Genomic DNA, 18,120 nt, shown 5'->3' with positions numbered 1-18,120 from the left:
TCACTCCTGTGTGTAAGCATTCGTTGAAGAGGCAGTATGAGCACGTTGCGCGGCTCGACCACGCGGCCCATGAAAGTAATCTTGAACCCATTCATCGTCGGTCTCCGCGACCTTGTCGATGGTATCCACCACCAACACGCGTTTCTGCGAGAGCACGGCGACCCGATCACAGGCGGCGTAAAGCGTATCCAGGTCATGGGTGACCAGAAAAACACTGAATCCTAAAGCATTGCGAAGGGTGACCAGCAACTGGTCAAAAGCCGCCGCGCCAATAGGGTCAAGCCCTGCCGTCGGTTCATCAAGAAATAGAATGTCGGGGTCCAGTGCTAAAGCCCGGGCCAGCGCCGCGCGCTTCACCATGCCGCCAGACAGCGATTCAGGGAACTGAAGCGCAGCCTGGGGCGGTAAACCGACCAGCGAGAGCTTTACTCTGGCAAGATGTTCGGCATCTTCACGGGGTAGCTTGGCATGCTCAATCAGCGTTAGCGCAATATTCTCTTGCAGGTTCAGCGAACTAAACAGGGCTCCGCGCTGAAACAGCACGCCAAAGCGCCGCTCTATTTGGCTGCGCTGTTGGTCGTCTAGCTCGTTAAGCGTATTGCCAAGCACTTCAACCGTGCCGCCATTGGGGCGTTTCAAACCAACGATACTACGCAAAAGCACTGATTTACCGGTACCTGAACCGCCCACAACGCCAAGAATTTCTCCGCGCTTAAGGGTTAAATCCAGGTTTTCATGAACTACATGGGCGCCGAAACGGTTAACTAATCCCTTTACCTGAATTACCGGTTGATCGGATTGTTCTGTCGATTTAGCTGAATCTATCACCAGCCCATCTCCATAAAGAACAGCGCGGCGACGGCATCAATCAGAATCACCATAAAAATCGACTGAACCACGCTTGAGGTGGTGTGTTCGCCCACAGATTGTGCGCTACCGCTGACCTTAAAGCCTTCAAGGCAGCCGATAACGGCGATCACAAAGGCAAATACCGGTGCTTTGCTAAGCCCTACCAAAAAGTGCATCACCGACACGTCTTTTTGCAGCGTGGCCATAAACTGGGTGAGTGAAATATCCAGTGACAGGGAGGTGACCATAGCGCCACCGGCTAAGCCGCTGAGCATACCCACAAAGGCGAGCATGGGCAGGCTAATTAACATCGCCATTACCCGAGGCAGCACCAATAGCTCGATCGGGTCTAGCCCTTGGGCTTGCAGGGCATCGATCTCTTCGTTGGATTTCATGGCGCCAATTTGGGCGGTAAAGGCGCTGGCGGTGCGCCCTGCTAATAGAATCGCGGCCAGCAGAACACCGAACTCGCGTAAGAACGAGAACGCCACAAGATCAATGGTATAAATCGTCGCGCCAAAGTCCTGCAAAACAGTGGCCCCAAGGAAGGCGACGACAGCACCCACCATAAAGGTGAGTAGGGCGACGATAGGCACCGCATTAAGGCCGCTCTGCTGAATGTGGGCGACGGTGGCCGTTAAGCGCCAGCGGCGCGGCCGTAATGCCAGATGGAAAAGGGTGGCAATGACCAGGCCAATAAACGCAAGCAGCTGGCGCTGTTGAGACCACAGCCCCACCATTTGCTGACCAATGCTGGCAAGTGCTTGATTAATCCGTGAGTGGGAAGGTTTATCAACGTTGAGCGGCGCGTTCATGGCCTCGGCAATGCGGATCAGCAACGCCTGCTGCTCCTTCGGCAGTTCGCTTGCCCATTCGGTGACTGATATGGCTTTTTCAACACCAATCAGCTCAATAATCAGTACCGCACCCGCTGTATCTAGCCGAGTAATCGCGTCTAAGGAAACAGTTTCATGTGTTGCCTGGCCAACATCACTCTGGGTAAGCGCTGATTTAATATCGCGGTAATGGGCAAGCGTCCACTCACCTTGTAGCGCTAACGTTTGATCATGACGCGCAATCCACTCGCTTGGCATCCTAGCTCCTTGGCGCTCTGGGTATCGATGCGCTTGTTTAGCAGGCTATGATGCATTCAAACGAGTGTTAGTTAAAGTCTTCCTAGGTCTAAGTTATCGAGCAGAAGGGTTCCTTGGCGCCAATTCTTGCTTTATCTGGTTAGCGACTTCTTTGAGCCTTGGGCCTAGATTGTTGACCAAGCGGTCATGGTCCAAGCGCAGGCTGGAGCCACCGCAGTTGATTGCCATGACCTCTGCGCCATCTTCGAGGATCAGCGGCATGGCTACCGCGCTAATATCGCGCTGCCAATCCTGTTCTGAAAGACAAAAGCCATACTGCGCATAGTCTTTAAGGCTCTGTTGAATGCCCGCTTCATGCTGCGGCCAGTCGTCACCGTATTCGCTTGCCAACTCTTGAAGCACCTGCTGACGGCGTTCGTCGGATAAGCCGCAGAGCCAAGCGCGACCAATGGCGGAGGTGACGATCGGCAGTCGTGAACCGGTATCCAGGCGAATGATGAGGGGGCCATGGCCGTGGCAGGTTTCCAGATAGACCATATCGCTGCGATCAGCGCCGCCCAGGCTAACGTTGCAGTCCGTGGCATCGGCGAATTTCTGTAGATGTGGGCGGGCAATTTCACGAATGCCCATATTGGCGAGAAAGCGATACCCCAGCGCCAAAACGCCGGGGCCGAGGCGATACTTCTCTAAATGCGTGTTGTGCTGCAAATAGCCAAGCTGGGTCAGGGTGTAGGTTAACCGTGACACCGTCGGGCGGGGAATATTGGTACGGTTGGAGAGTTCGGCGTTGCCTAAATACTCTTCACCCGTGCCAAAGGCGCGCAGTAGCTCTAAACCGCGCGCTAGCGCGGTCACAAAATTACGATCTTTTCCTGGCAGCTGCGGGTCGTCAGCATCAGTGTCGGTGGGGTGCATTGAGTATCCCAACAATAGGTGGCTTATGGCGCCCAGTATTGCATATCTACTTAGACGCAGCTGTTATGCCCATCAACGAAAAGGCGTTGGTTATAAAACTATCTCACCCATCCAGACGCTCAATAATCGTGGCGATGCCCTGGCCGACACCGATGCACATGGTGACCAGCGCGTAGCGTCCGCCAGTGGCTTCTAACTGACGTAAGGCCGTCAATGCCAAGCGCGCGCCAGAGGCACCCAGCGGGTGCCCGATAGCAATTGCGCCGCCGTTGGCATTTAAGCGCGTGTCGTCACAGGAAAGCCCCAACTGCTGAACGCAGCCGAGTACCTGAACGGCAAAGGCTTCGTTAATTTCAATCACGTCGATTTGCTCAAGGGTCAGCCCTGCGCGGGCAAGGGCTTTTTGCGAAGCGGGAACGGGGCCCAAGCCCATCACTCGCGGCGCAACACCGGCAACGGCGCTGGCAACAATGCGCGCGCGTGGGGTTAAGCCTACACGCTCACCGGCAGCCTGGGTGCCCACAATCAGGGCGGCGGCGCCATCGTTAAGGCCTGAGGCGTTGCCTGCGGTCACCACGCCGCCCTCAAACAGTGCGGCTAACTTGGCCAATTTATCTTCCGTGCTTTGCGGACGTGGATGCTCGTCTTTATCTACCAGCAGGGGGGGCTGTTTGCGCCCTTGAGGAACCTCAACACCCAACATTTCGCCGTCGTAGAAGCCGGCTGCCAGTGACTGGGCGTAGCGCGCCTGGGAGCGGGCGGCAAACGCATCGCTGGCATCGCGGCCAATGTTGAGATCATGGGCAATGTTATCGGCGGTTTCCGGCATGCTGTGGCTGCCGTACTCTTTGGCAATCCAGGGGTTGGGGAAGCGTGAACCTATCACCGTGTCGAACATCGGCTGGTTGCGGGCAAAAGGGGAGTCTGCTTTACCCAATACATAAGGTGCGCGGGACATGGACTCAACGCCACCGGTCAAAAACAGCTCGCCTTCACCCAGTCGAGCTGCCCGGGCAGCATCCATCATCGCCGCCAAGCCACTACCACAAAGCCGGTTGACGGTTTGGCCCGCCACTTCAATAGGCAGGCCTGCCAACAGTGCACCGTGGCGGGCCACGTTACGGGAGTCTTCACCTGCCTGGTTGGTGCAGCCTGCCAACACCTCTTCATAGCTTTCCGGCGCAAAGGGGTTGCGGGCTACCAGCGCTTTCAGCGTCAGCCCCAGCAGTTCATCGGGGCGAATAGCCGCCAAGCTGCCACCGTGGCGGCCAAAAGGGGTGCGTAAACCGTCGTAAATATAGGCGTCTTGCATGATGGTTTTCCTGTTGTTGTTAAGTTGTTGTTAAGCAGTCGTTAGCGACATTTGCAGAGCGGCACGACGGCGCAGCCATGGGCTAGGGCGATAGCGTGGGTCACCGGTGGCCTCGAGCAGGTTATTGAGTATCGTCATAATGCGCGTGGCGCCGTAATGGTCACCCATACGTAGCGGGCCCAAGGGGTAGCCCAAACCCAGCTCAACTGCGCGGTCGATAGTGGCGGGTTCCGCGACGCTTTGCTGGGCAATCTCGGCACCAACGTTAACGATGCAGGCAACAACGCGTTGAAGTACAAAGCCGTTACTGTCTTGAAGCGTGCTCACCGGGGTGCCGTCGTGGTTGAGTAGGCTTTGCGCTGCTTGAATGAAGGTGTGCTGAGTTATCGGTGTGGTCATCATGCTGCGGCGTTTATCTAGCCCCGCGAGCATATCCACCGCCACGCACTGTTTGGCGTCCAGCCCTTGGCGCAGCGCACAGCTAGTAGCGTCTTCACCAAAAGGCGTCAGCAGGCAGAGCGCTTGCTCAGTGGGCTGTGGGCCGGTCTCTAATGGCCAGCCCGCCGTGTTGACCAATTCAGCGAGCGCTGCGGCGGATTCGGGGTCGTCTTGACTGATCCACACCGGGCAAGGAGACACCGCCGCGATAGCGGGCTCATCCGCCATTTGTTGCTTGCCTTCCACATAGCGGTAAAAGCCTTCGCCGGTTTTACGCCCCAGCAAGCCTGCAGCCAGGCGCTGCCGCGTTAGCGGTGAAGGTCGGAAGCGCGCTTCCTCATAATACTGGTGATACACCGATTCCATCACCGCGTGGGAGACATCCAGCCCGGTAAGATCCAGCAACGTAAACGGCCCCATTCGGAAACCACCCTGATCAACCATAATGCGATCAATGGTGGCTGGGTCGGTAACGCTTTCGCCTAGAATACGCAGCGCTTCGGTGCCGAAGGCGCGCCCGGCGTGGTTGACTAGAAAGCCAGGCGTATCGGTAGCCTGGGCAGTAAAGTGGCCCATGGCTTTGCCCAGAGCATTCAACCGCTGGGTGACCTCATCGGCGGTGCGTAAACCAGGAATGACCTCGGCAATCTTCATCAGTGGGACGGGATTAAAGAAGTGGAAACCAATCACTCGCTCAGGGTGTTGGCAGGTAGCGGCAATGGCGGTGACGGATAGTGAAGAGGTATTGGTCGCTAGCACGGCCTGCTGGCTGACAATCGTTTCTAAATCACTGAACAGACCCTGCTTGGCCTCAAGCTTCTCGACAATGGCTTCTACGACGATATCGCAGGGGGCCAGCGCGGCGAGTTCGCTTGCCTCTGTCAACTGCTCACTATAATGCTGCGCCTGCTCTTTAGTGATGCGCTGCTTATCAGCACTTCTCTCCCATAGGCCGTTAATAAACGTTTTGGCTTCTTTTACAGCACCCTCCTTAACATCGAACAGTATGACCTTTAGGCCTGCTTGGGCCGCCAGTTGAGCGATTCCACGGCCCATGGCGCCAGTGCCGACAATGCCAAGCGTGGTGAAGGGGGAAGGTGTTGATTCGCTAGCCATACGCCAAATCCTCGCTGCAAGTGAGTGCTTTATAGATTTTGATTCTGCATTGCAGAACTGTGTTTCAATTATTGACTGCCATCCTAGGCTATGCAAAAGTGCCTGACAAGAATAGTGAACAATAGTTTTGCTATGCAAAATATGCGCATTGTCCATGCTCAGCGCTACTTCTAATGATAACGCTAACTATAAAACCCGTTGCCACCAGGAGCCGTCATGATTCGCGATCCCGAACTGATTAACCAGCTTGTCGATACCATCGCCCGTTTTGTCCGTGAACGCCTAATTCCCAATGAGGCGAGACTGGCAGAGGAGGACGCGGTACCGCCGGAAATCCTTGCTGAAATGAAAGAGATGGGGCTGTTTGGGCTTTCGATTCCAGAAGGGTACGGCGGCCTGGGGCTGACCATGGAAGAAGAAGCGTTGGTGGCGATGGAGATAGGTAAAACGTCGCCCGCCTTCCGCTCGGTGTTTGGTACTAACAACGGCATTGGTGCTCAGGGCATTTTGATTGATGGCACCGACGAGCAGAAAGCCAAGTATGTGCCGCGTTTGGCAACGGGGGAGATTCTTAGCTCGTTCTGTTTGACCGAGCCGGATTCAGGCTCCGACGCGGCCAGCCTGCGGACGACCGCGGTGCGCGACGGCGACCACTACATCTTGAACGGCACCAAGCGCTATATCACCAATGGTCCCGAAGCTGACCTGTTCACTGTGATGGCACGCACCAACCCGGAGAATAAAGGCGCGGGCGGTATTTCTGCGTTTATTGTTGAAGGCGACACACCTGGCTTAGTGCGCGGCGCGGCGGATAGCAAGATGGGACAAAAGGGGGCTCACACCTGCGATATTATTTTTGATAACTGCCGGGTCCCCGCCGAAAACATTATTGGCGGTAAAGAGGGGCAAGGTTTTAAAACGGCCATGAAAGTACTGGACCGCGGACGGCTGCACATTTCTGCAGTCTGTGTCGGTGTGGCTGAACGCTTAGTGGAAGAGTCTTTACGCTACACCATGGAGCGTAAGCAGTTTGGTGCTGCCCTTGCCGAGCACCAGTTGATTCAAGCCATGCTGGCAGATAGCAAAACCGAAGCCTACGCAGGCAAAACCATGGTAATTGACGCTGCACGGCGCAAAGATGACGGCGAAAATGTTTCGACACTGGCCTCCTGCTGCAAACTGTTCTGCGCCGAAATGGTAGGCCGTGTGGCCGACCGCGCCGTTCAGGTGCACGGCGGCGCTGGCTATATGTCCGAGTACGCCGTTGAGCGCTTCTACCGTGATGTACGGCTATTCCGTATTTACGAAGGTACTACGCAAATTCAGCAGATCGTGATTGCTCGGAATATGGTGCGGGAGGCGTCCTAATGGCTTTGTCGGTACCTTACCAAGCGCCGGATGAAAGTATTTTTGGACGTCTCGCTAGCGAACTAGTGGCTGAGCTTCCCGAGCGGCTCAGCACCCGCGTGCTTGAAAATGCCAAACGTATGGGTGGTCAGCCCGCCATTGTGGATGGCAGTGTGCGTTGGAGTTATGCAGAGCTGGGTGAAGAAATACACGCCGCCTGCGACTGGTTAAGCGCGTTGGATATTCGCCAAGGCGACCGGATTATGACGGTGAGCGAAAACTGCCGCGCCCTGGTCGTGCTATTGCTGGCCGCCAGCGAGATGGATGTGTGGGTGGCGATTGTGAATTCGCGCCTCTCAGCTCAGGAAGTTGACCTGATCCAGGGCAACTGCTTGCCCCGGCGCGTGTTCTATACCTGCGATGCGTCGCCAGAGGCGTGCCAGCACGCCGAGCGCCACGCCGCCGACCGCTATCAGCACCCTCAGTTGGGTGGGCTGGCGATTTCTTCTCTCTACGAGAGCGAACCCGAGCCGGTTTGCGCTAGCGGTGCCGATCAGGTGGCCGCAATGATCTACACCTCGGGCACGACCGGCACCCCTAAAGGCGTCATGCTGACTCATCGTGGCATTCTCTATATCGCCTCAATCTCAGGCGGTATGCGTCACTTAAGCGAAGGCCAACGGGTGTATGGCGTGCTGCCAATGTCTCACGTGTTCGGTCTCTCATCGGTCTGTATGGGGTCGCTGTATAACGGCGCCTGCCTCTATACCGTGCCGCGTTTTGATGCAGCGCATATGCTGGACACACTAAAGCAGGAGCGAATCACCGTGCTCCAGGGCGTGCCTGCTATGTATGCCCGGGCGTTAGAGTTTTTAAAACGCGAGCAACGCACTCTTGAAGCGCCTGAGCTGATTTACATGTCTGCGGGTGGTTCGCCGCTGGATAGCGACACCAAAGTGCGGGTGGAGGCAGCCTTTGGCCTAACGCTACATAATGGCTACGGATTAACCGAGGCCAGCCCCACCATCAGTCAAACCCGTATTGATGATCGCCATACCAACAGCACTGTTGGTCGTGTATTGCCCCTGTTGGAGTATCGTCTGGAGCCGCTAAGCGATAGCGGCACTGCCGAGCAGCCCGGTGATGAAGTGGGTGAACTGTGGGTGCGCGGCCCCAATATTATGAAAGGCTACTTTCGCCAACCGGAAGCCACCCGCGCTACTCTGACCGAAGAGGGTTGGCTCAACACCGGCGACATTGCCAAGCTCGATCATGATGACCAGCTGTATATCGTGGGGCGTAGCAAAGAGCTGATTATCCGCTCGGGCTTCAATATCTACCCACCGGACGTGGAAGCGGTGATCAACGAGCACCCGGCAGTAACACTGACTGCCGTGGTAGGGCGCCAGATCGCCGGTAACGAAGAAGTCGTGGCCTTTGTGCAGTGCGAGCCGGGCGTTGACGTTGATATGGCGGAGCTCAAGGCGTTTATCGCCGAGCGGTTGGCGCCTTACAAACGGCCTACTCAAATTGTATTGATGGATACGCTACCTTCCACCGCCAGCGGCAAAATTCTTAAAGGGCGGTTGCGGGATTTAGCACAGCAGGAGAGCGGGTTATGAGCCCTTCGCAAATACATACGCCAGATACGTCTCAACAAGCGCTGATGGGCTATCACGAACTGCTGGGCATGCAGGTGGTTGAGTGGCAGCCAGACCGCGCCGTGGTAGAACTCACTATCGAGCCCAAACATCTAAACCGTAGTGGTAATGTACACGGTGGCGTATTGGCCTCGATGCTGGATAGTGCGCTGAGCTTGGCAGGTCTGCACTGTGACGTACCCGGTAATATTCGCCGGGGAATGACGCTATCACTGACTACCACCTTTGTTGGACCCGCTCGGCAGGGCGTGCTAAGGGCAACAGGCAGTGTGCGCGGTGGCGGTCAGAAAACTTATATGAGCAGCGGCGAGATCGTCGATGAACAGGGCACTTTAGTGGCCATGGGTGAAGGTTCATTTCGGCGTCGCAGGGGTAGCGAATCGCCTGAGGGCTTTGCGGATAACAACCCCGGGGAGCCTGCTGAGTGAGCCCAGCCCGTCTGCGGGTCTCGCTACTGCTGCTAGTCACTCTGGCAACGCTATACCATCTGGTGGTCGGCAACCTATTCTGGCAGGCCGTTGGCATTGGCGCATTGCTGCTCTATTTAGCAACGCTGGCGGGGCAGCTTACCCGTATGGCCAAAGGGTTGCTGCTGGTGGCGGGCGTGTTGACGCTAGTCGCGTTGTGGCGATCGCCAAACCCCGCTCAACTGCTGTTTGAGGCCAGCGGGCGTTTTGCTTTTTTTGCCACCTTTGTGGTGGCGCTGAGTATGCTGCGCTTACCTGCCTATCGTTCCCGTTTGGTGCGCCGATGCGGTCAGAGTATGTTGCATCACCCCCCCAGCCGCCGTTACCCCATTTTGTCGTTAGGTTCGGCACTGTTTGGAATTATCCTTAATATTGGCGTGCTTAATCTGTTCGCCGCCATGATCGAAAAAAGCAACACGCTAGGTGCCGCCCAAGGGCGCGCCTGGGTTCGCGAAGCTCGACAGCGGCGCATGATGCTGGCGCTGCTGCGTGGGTTCTCCCTGGCGCCACTTATTTCGCCCATGGGTATCGGCGTCGCCGTCGTACTGTCGAGCCTTCCTCAAGTCACCTGGCTTGAGCTTGCGCCGTATATTTTGGGCGCCGCAATACTGATTTTTCTAGCGGGTTGGGCAGTGGATTACTTAACCGGTCCGCATCCGCCTGCCAATAAAGCACAGGCAACTTCACCTTCTTTACGCCCGCTGGCGCAGTTTAGCGTGTTGCTTGTCGGTATTGTCGCGCTGGTATTCTCTATTGCCTGGCTGCTTGATTTACGGCTGCCTATTGCCGCGCTGTTGGGCGCACCTACCGGTGCATGTCTATGGCTTGCCTGGCAGCGACGCAGGCTCGGCTATGGCGGGCTACCTGCGGCAATGACGGTGGTGCATCGTCAGCTACCTTGGTTGCTGTCGCCCAGTACCAATGAAATCGTGGTGTTGGGAGCAGCGGGCTATTTAGGCCACTTATGCGTTGGACTAGTGGATACACAACAGTTGGCACCGCTATTAACCGTGTTAAATCAGTGGGGCGCCTTTAATGCCGTGCTGGCTATGCTAATGGTGGTGGGGCTTGCCCAAATAGGCGTTAATCCGATTGTAACGGTGACGCTATTGGTGGGCTTACTGCCTCAATTAGCTATTGAGGGCCTGACGCCGCCGCTAATTGGCGCGTCACTCATGGTAGGTTGGGCGCTGGCGCTAATGTCGTCGCCGATGACGGCATCCATGCTGATTTTATCGCGGTTTACCGGGGTGCCCGCCACGCGCATTGGCTACCGTTGGAACGGCCGATTTCTGGTAACCTCGATTCCACTGTTAGCGGGGTGGTTTGTCTGGTCACCTTTTTAAGGGGCGCCACAATAAAGAAGCGCTTGACCTTTGTCCGGCGTTTTTTTATTGTTCTTGTTATAAAGTGAAATAATATTCTGCTATGCGAAACTATATGTTTATTAATCGCATGAAGTATTTATTAATCGCCTGGAGCACGCCTTATGAAAATTCTCGTCGCGGTTAAACGCGTTATCGACTACAACGTCAAAATTCGCGTTAAAGCGGATCACTCGGACGTCGACCTTACCAATGTCAAAATGGCCATGAACCCGTTCTGCGAAATTGCTGTGGAAGAAGCAGTACGCCTGAAAGAGAAGGGTGTGGCCACCGAAGTGGTTGCCGTCACCGTTGGCCCCAAAGCCGCCCAAGAGCAGCTGCGTACGGCACTGGCGCTGGGTGCGGATCGTGCTATTCATATCGAAACCGATGAGCGCGCCGAATCCCTGGCCGTGGCCAAGCTACTGGCTAAAGTGGTCGAGGAAGAGCAGCCGGGCTTAGTGGTTCTCGGCAAACAGGCCATCGACACCGACAACAACCAGACCGGCCAAATGCTTGCCGCGTTGACCGGCCTGCCCCAGGGGACGTTTGCGTCAGAAGTGGCGGTGGACGGTGACAAGGTGCATGTGACCCGTGAAATCGACGGCGGTCTGCAAACCATTGCCCTGACGCTGCCGGCGATTGTGACCACCGATCTGCGCCTCAACGAGCCGCGCTACGCTAAGCTCCCCGATATCATGAAGGCCAAGAAAAAGCCCCTGGAAGTCAAAACCCCCGCCGATTACGGTGTCGAGGTTGCCTCCAAGGTGAGCCTGCTAAAAGTCGAATCGCCAGCGGAGCGCAAGGGTGGCGTTAAAGTCGCCTCGGTAGACGAACTGATCGATAAACTCAAAAACGAAGCCAAAGTACTTTGAACAAGGTGCTTTTACTTTGAACAAGGTGCTTTAAAGAGGAGCTGATTCCATGAGCATTCTGGTACTTGCTGATCTACACGAAGGCCAACTGGCCGGTGCGACGGCTCACGTGATTGCGGCCGCCCAAGCCATCGGCGGCGATATCGACGTTCTCGTTGCCGGTGAAGGGGTGCAAGCCGCGGCCGAGTCTGCCGCCAAGCTCGACGCCGTGAGCAAAGTGCGCGTCGCCGATAACGCCGTTTACGCCCACCAGCTGGCCGAGCCCATGGGTACGCTACTGGTCGAACTGGCAGGTGATTACACCCACGTACTTGCCAGCGCCTCCACCACTGGCAAAAACGTGCTGCCGCGCCTGGCGGCGCTAAAGGACGTCAGCCAACTGTCGGATGTACTTGGTGTAGAAAGTGCCGACACCTTCCTGCGCCCGATCTATGCCGGTAACGCCATCGCCACGGTTAAAAGCGATGACGCGCTGAAGGTCATCACCATCCGCACCACCGGCTTTGACGCGGTAGGCGCTAGCGGCAGTGCACCGATTGAAGCGGTCGACACCGTGGTGGAAAACACCCAGTCCAGCTTTGTCAAAGAGGAGCTGGCGAAGTCTGATCGGCCTGAGCTGGGCGGTGCCAAGGTGGTGATCTCCGGTGGTCGCGGCATGGGCAACGGCGAAAACTTCAAGCTGCTTGACGGCATTGCCGACAAACTAGGCGCGGCCATTGGCGCTTCCCGTGCCGCGGTAGACGCAGGCTTTGTACCCAACGATATGCAGGTCGGCCAGACCGGTAAGATCGTTGCCCCGGATCTCTACATTGCCGTGGGTATCTCCGGTGCCATCCAGCACCTGGCGGGCATGAAGGATTCCAAGGTGATCGTCGCGATCAACAAGGACGACGAAGCACCTATTTTCCAGGTGGCGGATTACGGCCTAGTGGGGGATCTGTTTGAGATCCTGCCGGAGCTTGAGAGCAAGCTGTAAATGCTTCTGGCATCCACGTATTGGTCGGAACAACCCGTAGCGGGGGTCTTTCGCCAGGGGTGGCGAAAGTAGCGCCCATGGATGGGTTCACAGCGCCCCCGCGTAGGGTTGTTCCGACCATGCCATTGCAGTGTGACATCTTCTTGAAAGGCCCAGTGGGGCCTTTTGCAGTATTGCCTCACAATAACAACCAGCGAGTTTCCCATGCTAACGCGCCTAACCGCTTCATTAACCCTGCCGGTGATCGGTTCACCCATGTTTATCGTCTCCGGGCCAGAACTGGTGATTGCCCAGTGCCAAGCGGGCATTCTGGGTGCTTTCCCCGCGCTCAACGCCCGACCTGCTGACGTATTACGTGAGTGGCTACAGCAGATCACTCAAAACCTGGCAGACTACGACGAACAGAACCCCGAACAACCCTCAGCGCCCTTTGCGGTGAACCAAATCGTGCACCCCACCAATGATCGCCTAGAGCACGATGTCGCGCTATGTGCCGAGTTCAAGGTGCCGCTGGTCATCACTAGTCTGCACGCACCTAACCAAGTGGTGGAAAAGGTGCACGCCTATGGCGGGCTGGTGTTTCATGATGTGACCACGTTGCGGCACGCCAAGAAAGCGATTGAGGCGGGGGTCGACGGGCTGATACTGGTCTGCCACGGTGCGGGCGGCCATGCCGGACGCTTAAACCCTTTTGCGTTTGTGGCCGAGGTGCGGCGCTTCTACGACGGGCCGCTGGTGCTGGCGGGGGCGATTACCCAAGGCGAACAGATCGTTGCCGCTCAAGCGCTAGGCGTTGACTTGGTGTATATGGGCACGCGCTTTATTGCCACCCAAGAGGCAAACGCTCAAGCCGCCTATAAGCAGATGGTGTTAGACGCCGCCGCGGGGGACATTGTCTATACCAACCTGTTTACTGGGGTGCACGGTAACTATCTACGTCAGAGTATTGAACAGGCAGGATTGGACCCGGATGCGCTGCCTGAAGGCGATAAAAGTGCTATGCGCTACGGCTCGGGGGGTAGCAGCAAAGCCAAAGCGTGGCGGGATATCTGGGGGGCGGGGCAGGGCGTAGGCAGTATTTCCACACTTAATAGCGTGGCAGAAGAGATAGACACGCTGCGCCAGGACTACCAGCAAGCGCTGAATCATTTACGCCGGCTTTGACGAAACGCCGCCAGGCGTATCTGGAAATCTTCAGAGGCTTTGCACTGATCCTGTAACTCGCCCTCCAACGCCATCGTGTCATTCAGCGAGCGTTGTGCGGCTTCACGCAGGGCGCATTTGGTAGCGCTTAATGCCTGGGACGACTGCGCGACCAGCGCTTGGGCCAACGAACGCGCCTCCGCTAGCACCTGGTTATCTTCGACGACGCGGTTAGCCAAGCCGAGTGCGACGCAGCGCTCACCCGCAATGGGGGTTGCCAAGGCGGCCATTTCAAACGCCTGAGCATGGCCAAGCTTGCGTACCAGATGCCAGCAGGCGCCCCCGTCGGGAATCAAACCAATATTGATAAAGGCAAGCTTGAGATAAGCAGAGCTGCCCATCACCACCATATCGCTGGCGAGCACATAAGAAACGCCTATACCTGCAGCAGCTCCGTTAACGGCCGCTATCACCGGCTTATCCATCGTCATTAAACTGCGCAGGGCGGGTAGAAAGAGCGTTTCCAGCCGCTCGCTGGCGGGCTCAGCCGTGGCTTTCTCAAACTCCGCCAGATCAGCGCCAGCGCAAAACGCGCTGCCTTCCCCACGCAGAATCACGCAGCGAACCTGTTCATCAATTGCCACTGCCGCTAGCGCCTCATTGAGTGCCAAGGCGGTGGCTTCATTGAGGGCATTACGTACCTCTGGGCGCGCAATCGCTACTTCGACGATGCCATCATCAATAGCGCTGACAGTGACTAACTCGCTGAGAGGGTCTGGCATATAGCGCTCCACTTTAACTTTTCAAGGCAACATTGTTAGGCAATATCGTTAGGCAACCTTTAATAGTTCGCTGACCGTTTCAAGGTGGTAGTCGCTGTCGCCTAAATGGTGATCGAACATTACCAGATGCTTGGCGTAACTGGCGACATAACACTCTTCGGACATCCCCATACCGCCGTGGAGTTGGATCGCCTGTTCGGCAATAAAACGCGCCGATTCGCCGCAGTACGCCTTGGCCGCGGCAATTTTATAATCCCGCTCACTGGCTGGCAGGGTTAGGCTAGTGGCAGCTAAAATCGCCATTGAGCGCGACTGTTCCAGGTGCAGATGCATATCCACCATGCGGTGCTGAAGCGCCTGGAAGGTAGATAGCGGCATGCCAAACTGCTTGCGCTCTTTCAGGTAGGCCAGGGTCTGATCGCAGGCCTCTTCCATTGCACCGATAGCTTGGGCACACAGTGCGGCACGACCAAGGGCGAGAACCTCGGCCAGCGCATCGCCGACATCGTCACTCAGGCAGTTGGCTGGCGGCAGCGTGACGCTGTCCAGGGTCAAATCACCGGCGGGCTGGTCGTCGATAGTGCGGTAAAAGTGCGACGATGTGCCCGGTGCATTCGCAGGGACGATAAATAGTCCTAGCTTGCCGTTATCCAATCGAGCGGAAACCAGACTAGCCGCTGCTGCTTCAAGGTTCAGGACGACATCTTTTCTGCCGCTTAACTGCCATTGCCCATCTTGCTGGGTCGCTTGGGTAGCGATCGCCAAGGCGTCGTAACGGGCGTTGTGCTCTTGCCATGCAAGGGCTAGCTGGTGTTCGCCTTCAAGCAGCGGGGTTAGCCACTGGGTTTGCTGATCGCTATTGGCAGTTAACGCCAGCAGTTGACCTGGCAGCACCAGACCGGCCAGATAGGCTTCTGGCACCAAGCCGCGTCCCAGCGCCTGCATGATAATCATCAGGTCGGTGCCGTCGCCGCCTAATCCGCCGACGTCTTCGCCAAAGGGCATATGCAGCAGGCCCAGCTCGGCAAAAGTGCGCCATAGCGCAGAAGCACCATTGGGAGTAGCGGCAAGCATAGTACGGCGCTGTTCGGGCGAAACCTGGTCGGCCACCAAACGGGTGAGCGTCTCTTCGAGCATGCGCTGCTCGTCGGTTAAAGCAAAATCCATGGTGACCTCACATGTTTAAAATGGTTTTGGCGACGATACTTTTCTGTATCTCGTTGGCACCGCCATAAATCGACAGCTTGCGACGGTTGAAGTACTGGGCGCTGGCGGCTGCGCTTTGGGCGCGCTCGTCATCCAGGCTGCCTTCGCCATGCAGGAAGTCGGGGAAGAATGGCAGTGCGGCGGGGCCAAGGGCACGGCGGGTGAGTTCGCTTAGCTCCTGGCGAAGCTCTGAGCCACGTACTTTGAGTAGTGAGCTTTCTGCACCGGGTACGCCGCCATCCCGGGCCGCGGCAATCACGCGTAGGTTGGTGACTTCCAGCGCCATCAATTCAAGCTCGGCTTTGACGACACGGTGGCGAAAGCTGGGCAGCTCCAGCAGCGGCTTGCCGCGATGCTCGATTCGGCTGGCCAGTGACTTTAAGTGACGCAGCGCCTGCTTGGCGTGGCCAAGCCCTGCAATGCCGGTGCGTTCGTGGGTGAGCAGGAATTTGGCGCAGGTCCAGCCCTGGCCCTCTTCACCGACACGGTTTTCAACCGGCACTCGAACGTTATCTAAAAAGACTTCATTAACCTCATGGGCGCCATCCAGGGTAATAATGGGCCGCACGGTAATGCCAGGGGTTTGCATATCAATCAGCAGAAAACTAATGCCTGCCTGCTTTTTCGCCTCTGGGTCGGTACGTACTAAGCAAAACAGCATGTTGGCGTGCTGGCCTAGGGTCGTCCACGTCTTCTGGCCATTCACGATATAGTGGTCGCCATCGCGCACCGCGCGTGTATTCAGTCCCGCCAAATCAGACCCTGCGCCGGGCTCAGAGTAGCCTTGGCACCACCAATCCTGGTTGCTCAAAATACGCGGCAGGTAATGCTCCTTTTGCTCAGCGCTACCGAATTTCATAATCACCGGCGCCACCATATTAACGCCAAAGGGCACGACTGTCGGCGCGTGGGCCGCGGCGCACTCTTCATCAAATATATGCCGCTGCACGGGCCCCCAGCCTGGGCCGCCATGCTGTTTAGGCCAGTTAGAGGCTAGCCAGCCCTGTTCGCTGAGGAGGTTCTGCCAGCGCAGGTGATCATCGGCACGCAGGTGGCGCCCTAGGCGCACGCGTTCACTAATATCGCTGGGCAGCGCATCGGCTAGAAAATGGCGAACCTCTGCGCGAAAGGCCTGCTCTTCGGGGCTAAAGGTGAGGTTCATCGGGGGGTGTCCTTTAGGGTTGATTGACGGTGAGGCCCACCTAAGTGACGCGGGTATCCCAGTACTTCCACCGCCAACAAATCGATATCGCTCTCGCGGTAGCAGAAGCCGTTCTTTGCGATGCCGACGCTCGCCTGTTCAAGGGCAGTTTGTCTGTCGCTCGCTGTAGCCTGCTGGCTAGCAAGTTGCAGCGTATTCAGAAGGCTTTGCTGTCGGCTGACCACAACGTTTAACCGCAATGCTTTAAGAGTGAGTGCCGCTCGCTGTTGGGTAAGTGGCTCTGCGCTTAAGTTGACCAGCTCTACCATGCTGCCGTTTTCAGCAACGATAAGGCTTAGCGCGCTATCGCTGCCGCGGCTGATGCCAATGTTTTCTAGTGCGATGGTAGGGAGCGCTGTGCCTGATTCCCTCGCTGCATTTGGCGCCAATAGGCAGAGTTCAGTAGCGTTGTCTGGTGCACTGGTTAGGGTAATGCCCGCCTTTTGTGCGGCTTTTTGCAGGCGCTCAAACAGTGGATCTTCGCCGATTAGCGCAACGTGTTTAAACGCGTCGGCTTTCTCAACCTCAGGCACCATATGGGGGCTACGCGCAGCGAAAAAGAGATGAATCAGTCCGGCGCGTTGAGGGGAGTCCATACAGGCCAAAAACAGCTCCCGCTCACGGCGCAGGCCGTCTTGGAGTGATTCAGCCGTCACAGAGGCCTCCACAGCTTCCACAATGCGAAACGGTGAGAAGAGCTCGGCAGCGTCTTGATGCAGCCGTTCCAACATAGCGGAGATTGCCTGGGGATTAGCCGTTGGCGCTGGCAGTTGGCCCGTAACACGTGCCATTGGGTTGTCTGCAAGCACTGCTTGGGCCGCAGCTAAACCCGCTTCAAGCGGTGTTTCAGCACTGCTAATGGCGTCGATAATGCCTGCCTCAAGTGCTTCTTCTGCTTCCACAAAACGCCCGCTGGTGATCATCTCTAAGGCGCGCTCAACGCCTACTAAACGCGGTAAACGCTGGGTGCCACCAGCGCCGGGCAGTAGACCCAGCTTAACCTCCGGAAGACCCACCCGGGTTCCCGCCAGTGCCACTCGATAGTGGCAGCCCAAAGCCACTTCCAATCCACCGCCCAGGGCTGTGCCGTGCAGGGCGGCAATCAGCGGTTTTGGGCAGGCTTCCAGTTGGTTAATCACATCGGGCAGCAGAGGGGCTTGAGGCGGCTTACCAAACTCACGAATATCTGCCCCGGCAATAAAGGTGCGGCCATCGGCGAGCACGACCAGCGCTTTAGCATCTGCGTCAGCAACACCCTCTTTAAGCGCATCGACTAAGCCACTGCGTACCGCGTGACTTAAGGCATTGACCGGCGGGTTGGCTATTTGAATAACGCCTATATCGCCGTGACGCTGATAATGAACGGACATAGTT

At 56.8% G+C, this 18,120-nt stretch carries 16 protein-coding genes; 7 read left to right on the top strand and 9 right to left on the bottom strand.

Annotation, left to right across the window (positions count from 1 at the left end; genetic code table 11):
* The 5 genes from U738_RS09150 to U738_RS09130 form a co-directional block, all read right to left on the bottom strand.
* Positions 1 to 825: an ABC transporter ATP-binding protein gene (locus tag U738_RS09150; RefSeq protein ID WP_035583380.1), complete on the bottom strand. Its 825-nt coding sequence runs from the start codon at positions 823 to 825 to the stop codon at positions 1 to 3.
* The gene (locus tag U738_RS09145; protein ID WP_035579490.1) at positions 825 to 1,943 is read right to left on the bottom strand and encodes an MlaE family ABC transporter permease; all 1,119 of its coding nucleotides are present in this window, start codon (positions 1,941 to 1,943) and stop codon (positions 825 to 827) included. The genes U738_RS09150 and U738_RS09145 overlap by 1 nt, the downstream gene beginning before the upstream one ends.
* 93 nt (positions 1,944 to 2,036) lie before the next feature.
* On the bottom strand, positions 2,037 to 2,858 hold the full coding sequence (locus tag U738_RS09140; protein ID WP_035579488.1) for an IclR family transcriptional regulator: 822 nt from the start codon (positions 2,856 to 2,858) through the stop codon (positions 2,037 to 2,039).
* A gap of 103 nt (positions 2,859 to 2,961) precedes the next feature.
* On the bottom strand, positions 2,962 to 4,170 hold the full coding sequence (locus U738_RS09135; RefSeq protein WP_035579486.1) for a 3-oxoadipyl-CoA thiolase: 1,209 nt from the start codon (positions 4,168 to 4,170) through the stop codon (positions 2,962 to 2,964).
* 30 nt (positions 4,171 to 4,200) lie between these two features.
* Positions 4,201 to 5,724, bottom strand: a complete 1,524-nt coding sequence (locus U738_RS09130) for a 3-hydroxyacyl-CoA dehydrogenase (RefSeq protein WP_035579484.1) — start codon at positions 5,722 to 5,724, stop codon at positions 4,201 to 4,203.
* A 216-nt stretch (positions 5,725 to 5,940) separates the two neighbouring features.
* On the opposite strand from U738_RS09130, the gene U738_RS09125 reads away from it, so the two are divergent.
* From U738_RS09125 to U738_RS09095, 7 genes are all read left to right on the top strand, one after another.
* Positions 5,941 to 7,092, top strand: a complete 1,152-nt coding sequence (locus tag U738_RS09125; RefSeq protein WP_035579482.1) for an acyl-CoA dehydrogenase family protein — start codon at positions 5,941 to 5,943, stop codon at positions 7,090 to 7,092.
* Positions 7,092 to 8,693: a class I adenylate-forming enzyme family protein gene (locus U738_RS09120; RefSeq protein ID WP_035579480.1), complete on the top strand. Its 1,602-nt coding sequence runs from the start codon at positions 7,092 to 7,094 to the stop codon at positions 8,691 to 8,693. The genes U738_RS09125 and U738_RS09120 overlap by 1 nt, the downstream gene beginning before the upstream one ends.
* Positions 8,690 to 9,160 (top strand): PaaI family thioesterase, encoded by a 471-nt coding sequence (locus tag U738_RS09115; protein WP_035579478.1) that lies wholly within the window; start codon positions 8,690 to 8,692, stop codon positions 9,158 to 9,160. Before U738_RS09120 ends, U738_RS09115 begins: the two co-directional genes overlap by 4 nt.
* Positions 9,157 to 10,545: a hypothetical protein gene (locus U738_RS09110; protein ID WP_035579476.1), complete on the top strand. Its 1,389-nt coding sequence runs from the start codon at positions 9,157 to 9,159 to the stop codon at positions 10,543 to 10,545. Before U738_RS09115 ends, U738_RS09110 begins: the two co-directional genes overlap by 4 nt.
* Positions 10,546 to 10,688: 143 nt before the next feature.
* Positions 10,689 to 11,438, top strand: coding sequence for an electron transfer flavoprotein subunit beta/FixA family protein (locus U738_RS09105; protein WP_035579474.1), 750 nt, complete (start codon positions 10,689 to 10,691; stop codon positions 11,436 to 11,438).
* 49 nt (positions 11,439 to 11,487) lie between these two features.
* Complete coding sequence (locus U738_RS09100) at positions 11,488 to 12,414, top strand: electron transfer flavoprotein subunit alpha/FixB family protein (RefSeq protein WP_035579472.1); 927 nt, start codon at positions 11,488 to 11,490, stop codon at positions 12,412 to 12,414.
* 204 nt (positions 12,415 to 12,618) lie between these two features.
* Positions 12,619 to 13,578, top strand: coding sequence for an NAD(P)H-dependent flavin oxidoreductase (locus U738_RS09095; protein ID WP_035579469.1), 960 nt, complete (start codon positions 12,619 to 12,621; stop codon positions 13,576 to 13,578).
* Here U738_RS09095 and U738_RS09090 read toward each other — a convergent pair.
* The 4 genes from U738_RS09090 to U738_RS09075 are packed head-to-tail and all read right to left on the bottom strand — an operon-like array spanning position 13,560 to position 18,116.
* Positions 13,560 to 14,339, bottom strand: a complete 780-nt coding sequence (locus U738_RS09090; protein WP_035579467.1) for an enoyl-CoA hydratase/isomerase family protein — start codon at positions 14,337 to 14,339, stop codon at positions 13,560 to 13,562. The two genes, U738_RS09095 and U738_RS09090, sit on opposite strands and share 19 nt — an antisense overlap.
* A 48-nt stretch (positions 14,340 to 14,387) precedes the next feature.
* The gene (locus tag U738_RS09085) at positions 14,388 to 15,506 is read right to left on the bottom strand and encodes an acyl-CoA dehydrogenase family protein (protein WP_035579465.1); all 1,119 of its coding nucleotides are present in this window, start codon (positions 15,504 to 15,506) and stop codon (positions 14,388 to 14,390) included.
* A 7-nt stretch (positions 15,507 to 15,513) separates the two neighbouring features.
* Positions 15,514 to 16,707, bottom strand: a complete 1,194-nt coding sequence (locus U738_RS09080) for an acyl-CoA dehydrogenase family protein (RefSeq protein ID WP_035579462.1) — start codon at positions 16,705 to 16,707, stop codon at positions 15,514 to 15,516.
* Positions 16,704 to 18,116 carry an enoyl-CoA hydratase/isomerase family protein gene (locus tag U738_RS09075; protein ID WP_035579460.1) on the bottom strand — a complete coding sequence of 471 codons (1,413 nt, stop codon included), beginning with the start codon at positions 18,114 to 18,116 and terminating at the stop codon, positions 16,704 to 16,706. Before U738_RS09075 ends, U738_RS09080 begins: the two co-directional genes overlap by 4 nt.
* Positions 18,117 to 18,120: the final 4 nt, after the last annotated feature.

It is taken from the genome of Halomonas sp. TG39a (genome assembly GCF_000744395.1).
Taxonomy (GTDB): domain Bacteria; phylum Pseudomonadota; class Gammaproteobacteria; order Pseudomonadales; family Halomonadaceae; genus Vreelandella; species Vreelandella ventosae_B.
This window is presented reverse-complemented; position numbering and strand designations above follow the sequence as displayed.

What these genes read in the sequence shown, in the direction of transcription:
- U738_RS09145 (WP_035579490.1), bottom strand. Translation starts at nt 1,943, where the DNA reads ATGCCAAGCGAGTGGATTGCGCGTCATGATCAAACGTTAGCGCTACAA.
- U738_RS09140 (WP_035579488.1), bottom strand. Translation starts at nt 2,858, where the DNA reads ATGCACCCCACCGACACTGATGCTGACGACCCGCAGCTGCCAGGAAAA.
- U738_RS09135 (WP_035579486.1), bottom strand. Translation starts at nt 4,170, where the DNA reads ATGCAAGACGCCTATATTTACGACGGTTTACGCACCCCTTTTGGCCGC.
- U738_RS09130 (WP_035579484.1), bottom strand. Translation starts at nt 5,724, where the DNA reads ATGGCTAGCGAATCAACACCTTCCCCCTTCACCACGCTTGGCATTGTC.
- U738_RS09125 (WP_035579482.1), top strand. Translation starts at nt 5,941, where the DNA reads ATGATTCGCGATCCCGAACTGATTAACCAGCTTGTCGATACCATCGCC.
- U738_RS09120 (WP_035579480.1), top strand. Translation starts at nt 7,092, where the DNA reads ATGGCTTTGTCGGTACCTTACCAAGCGCCGGATGAAAGTATTTTTGGA.
- U738_RS09115 (WP_035579478.1), top strand. Translation starts at nt 8,690, where the DNA reads ATGAGCCCTTCGCAAATACATACGCCAGATACGTCTCAACAAGCGCTG.
- U738_RS09105 (WP_035579474.1), top strand. Translation starts at nt 10,689, where the DNA reads ATGAAAATTCTCGTCGCGGTTAAACGCGTTATCGACTACAACGTCAAA.
- U738_RS09100 (WP_035579472.1), top strand. Translation starts at nt 11,488, where the DNA reads ATGAGCATTCTGGTACTTGCTGATCTACACGAAGGCCAACTGGCCGGT.
- U738_RS09095 (WP_035579469.1), top strand. Translation starts at nt 12,619, where the DNA reads ATGCTAACGCGCCTAACCGCTTCATTAACCCTGCCGGTGATCGGTTCA.
- U738_RS09090 (WP_035579467.1), bottom strand. Translation starts at nt 14,339, where the DNA reads ATGCCAGACCCTCTCAGCGAGTTAGTCACTGTCAGCGCTATTGATGAT.
- U738_RS09085 (WP_035579465.1), bottom strand. Translation starts at nt 15,506, where the DNA reads ATGGATTTTGCTTTAACCGACGAGCAGCGCATGCTCGAAGAGACGCTC.
- U738_RS09080 (WP_035579462.1), bottom strand. Translation starts at nt 16,707, where the DNA reads ATGAACCTCACCTTTAGCCCCGAAGAGCAGGCCTTTCGCGCAGAGGTT.
- U738_RS09075 (WP_035579460.1), bottom strand. Translation starts at nt 18,116, where the DNA reads ATGTCCGTTCATTATCAGCGTCACGGCGATATAGGCGTTATTCAAATA.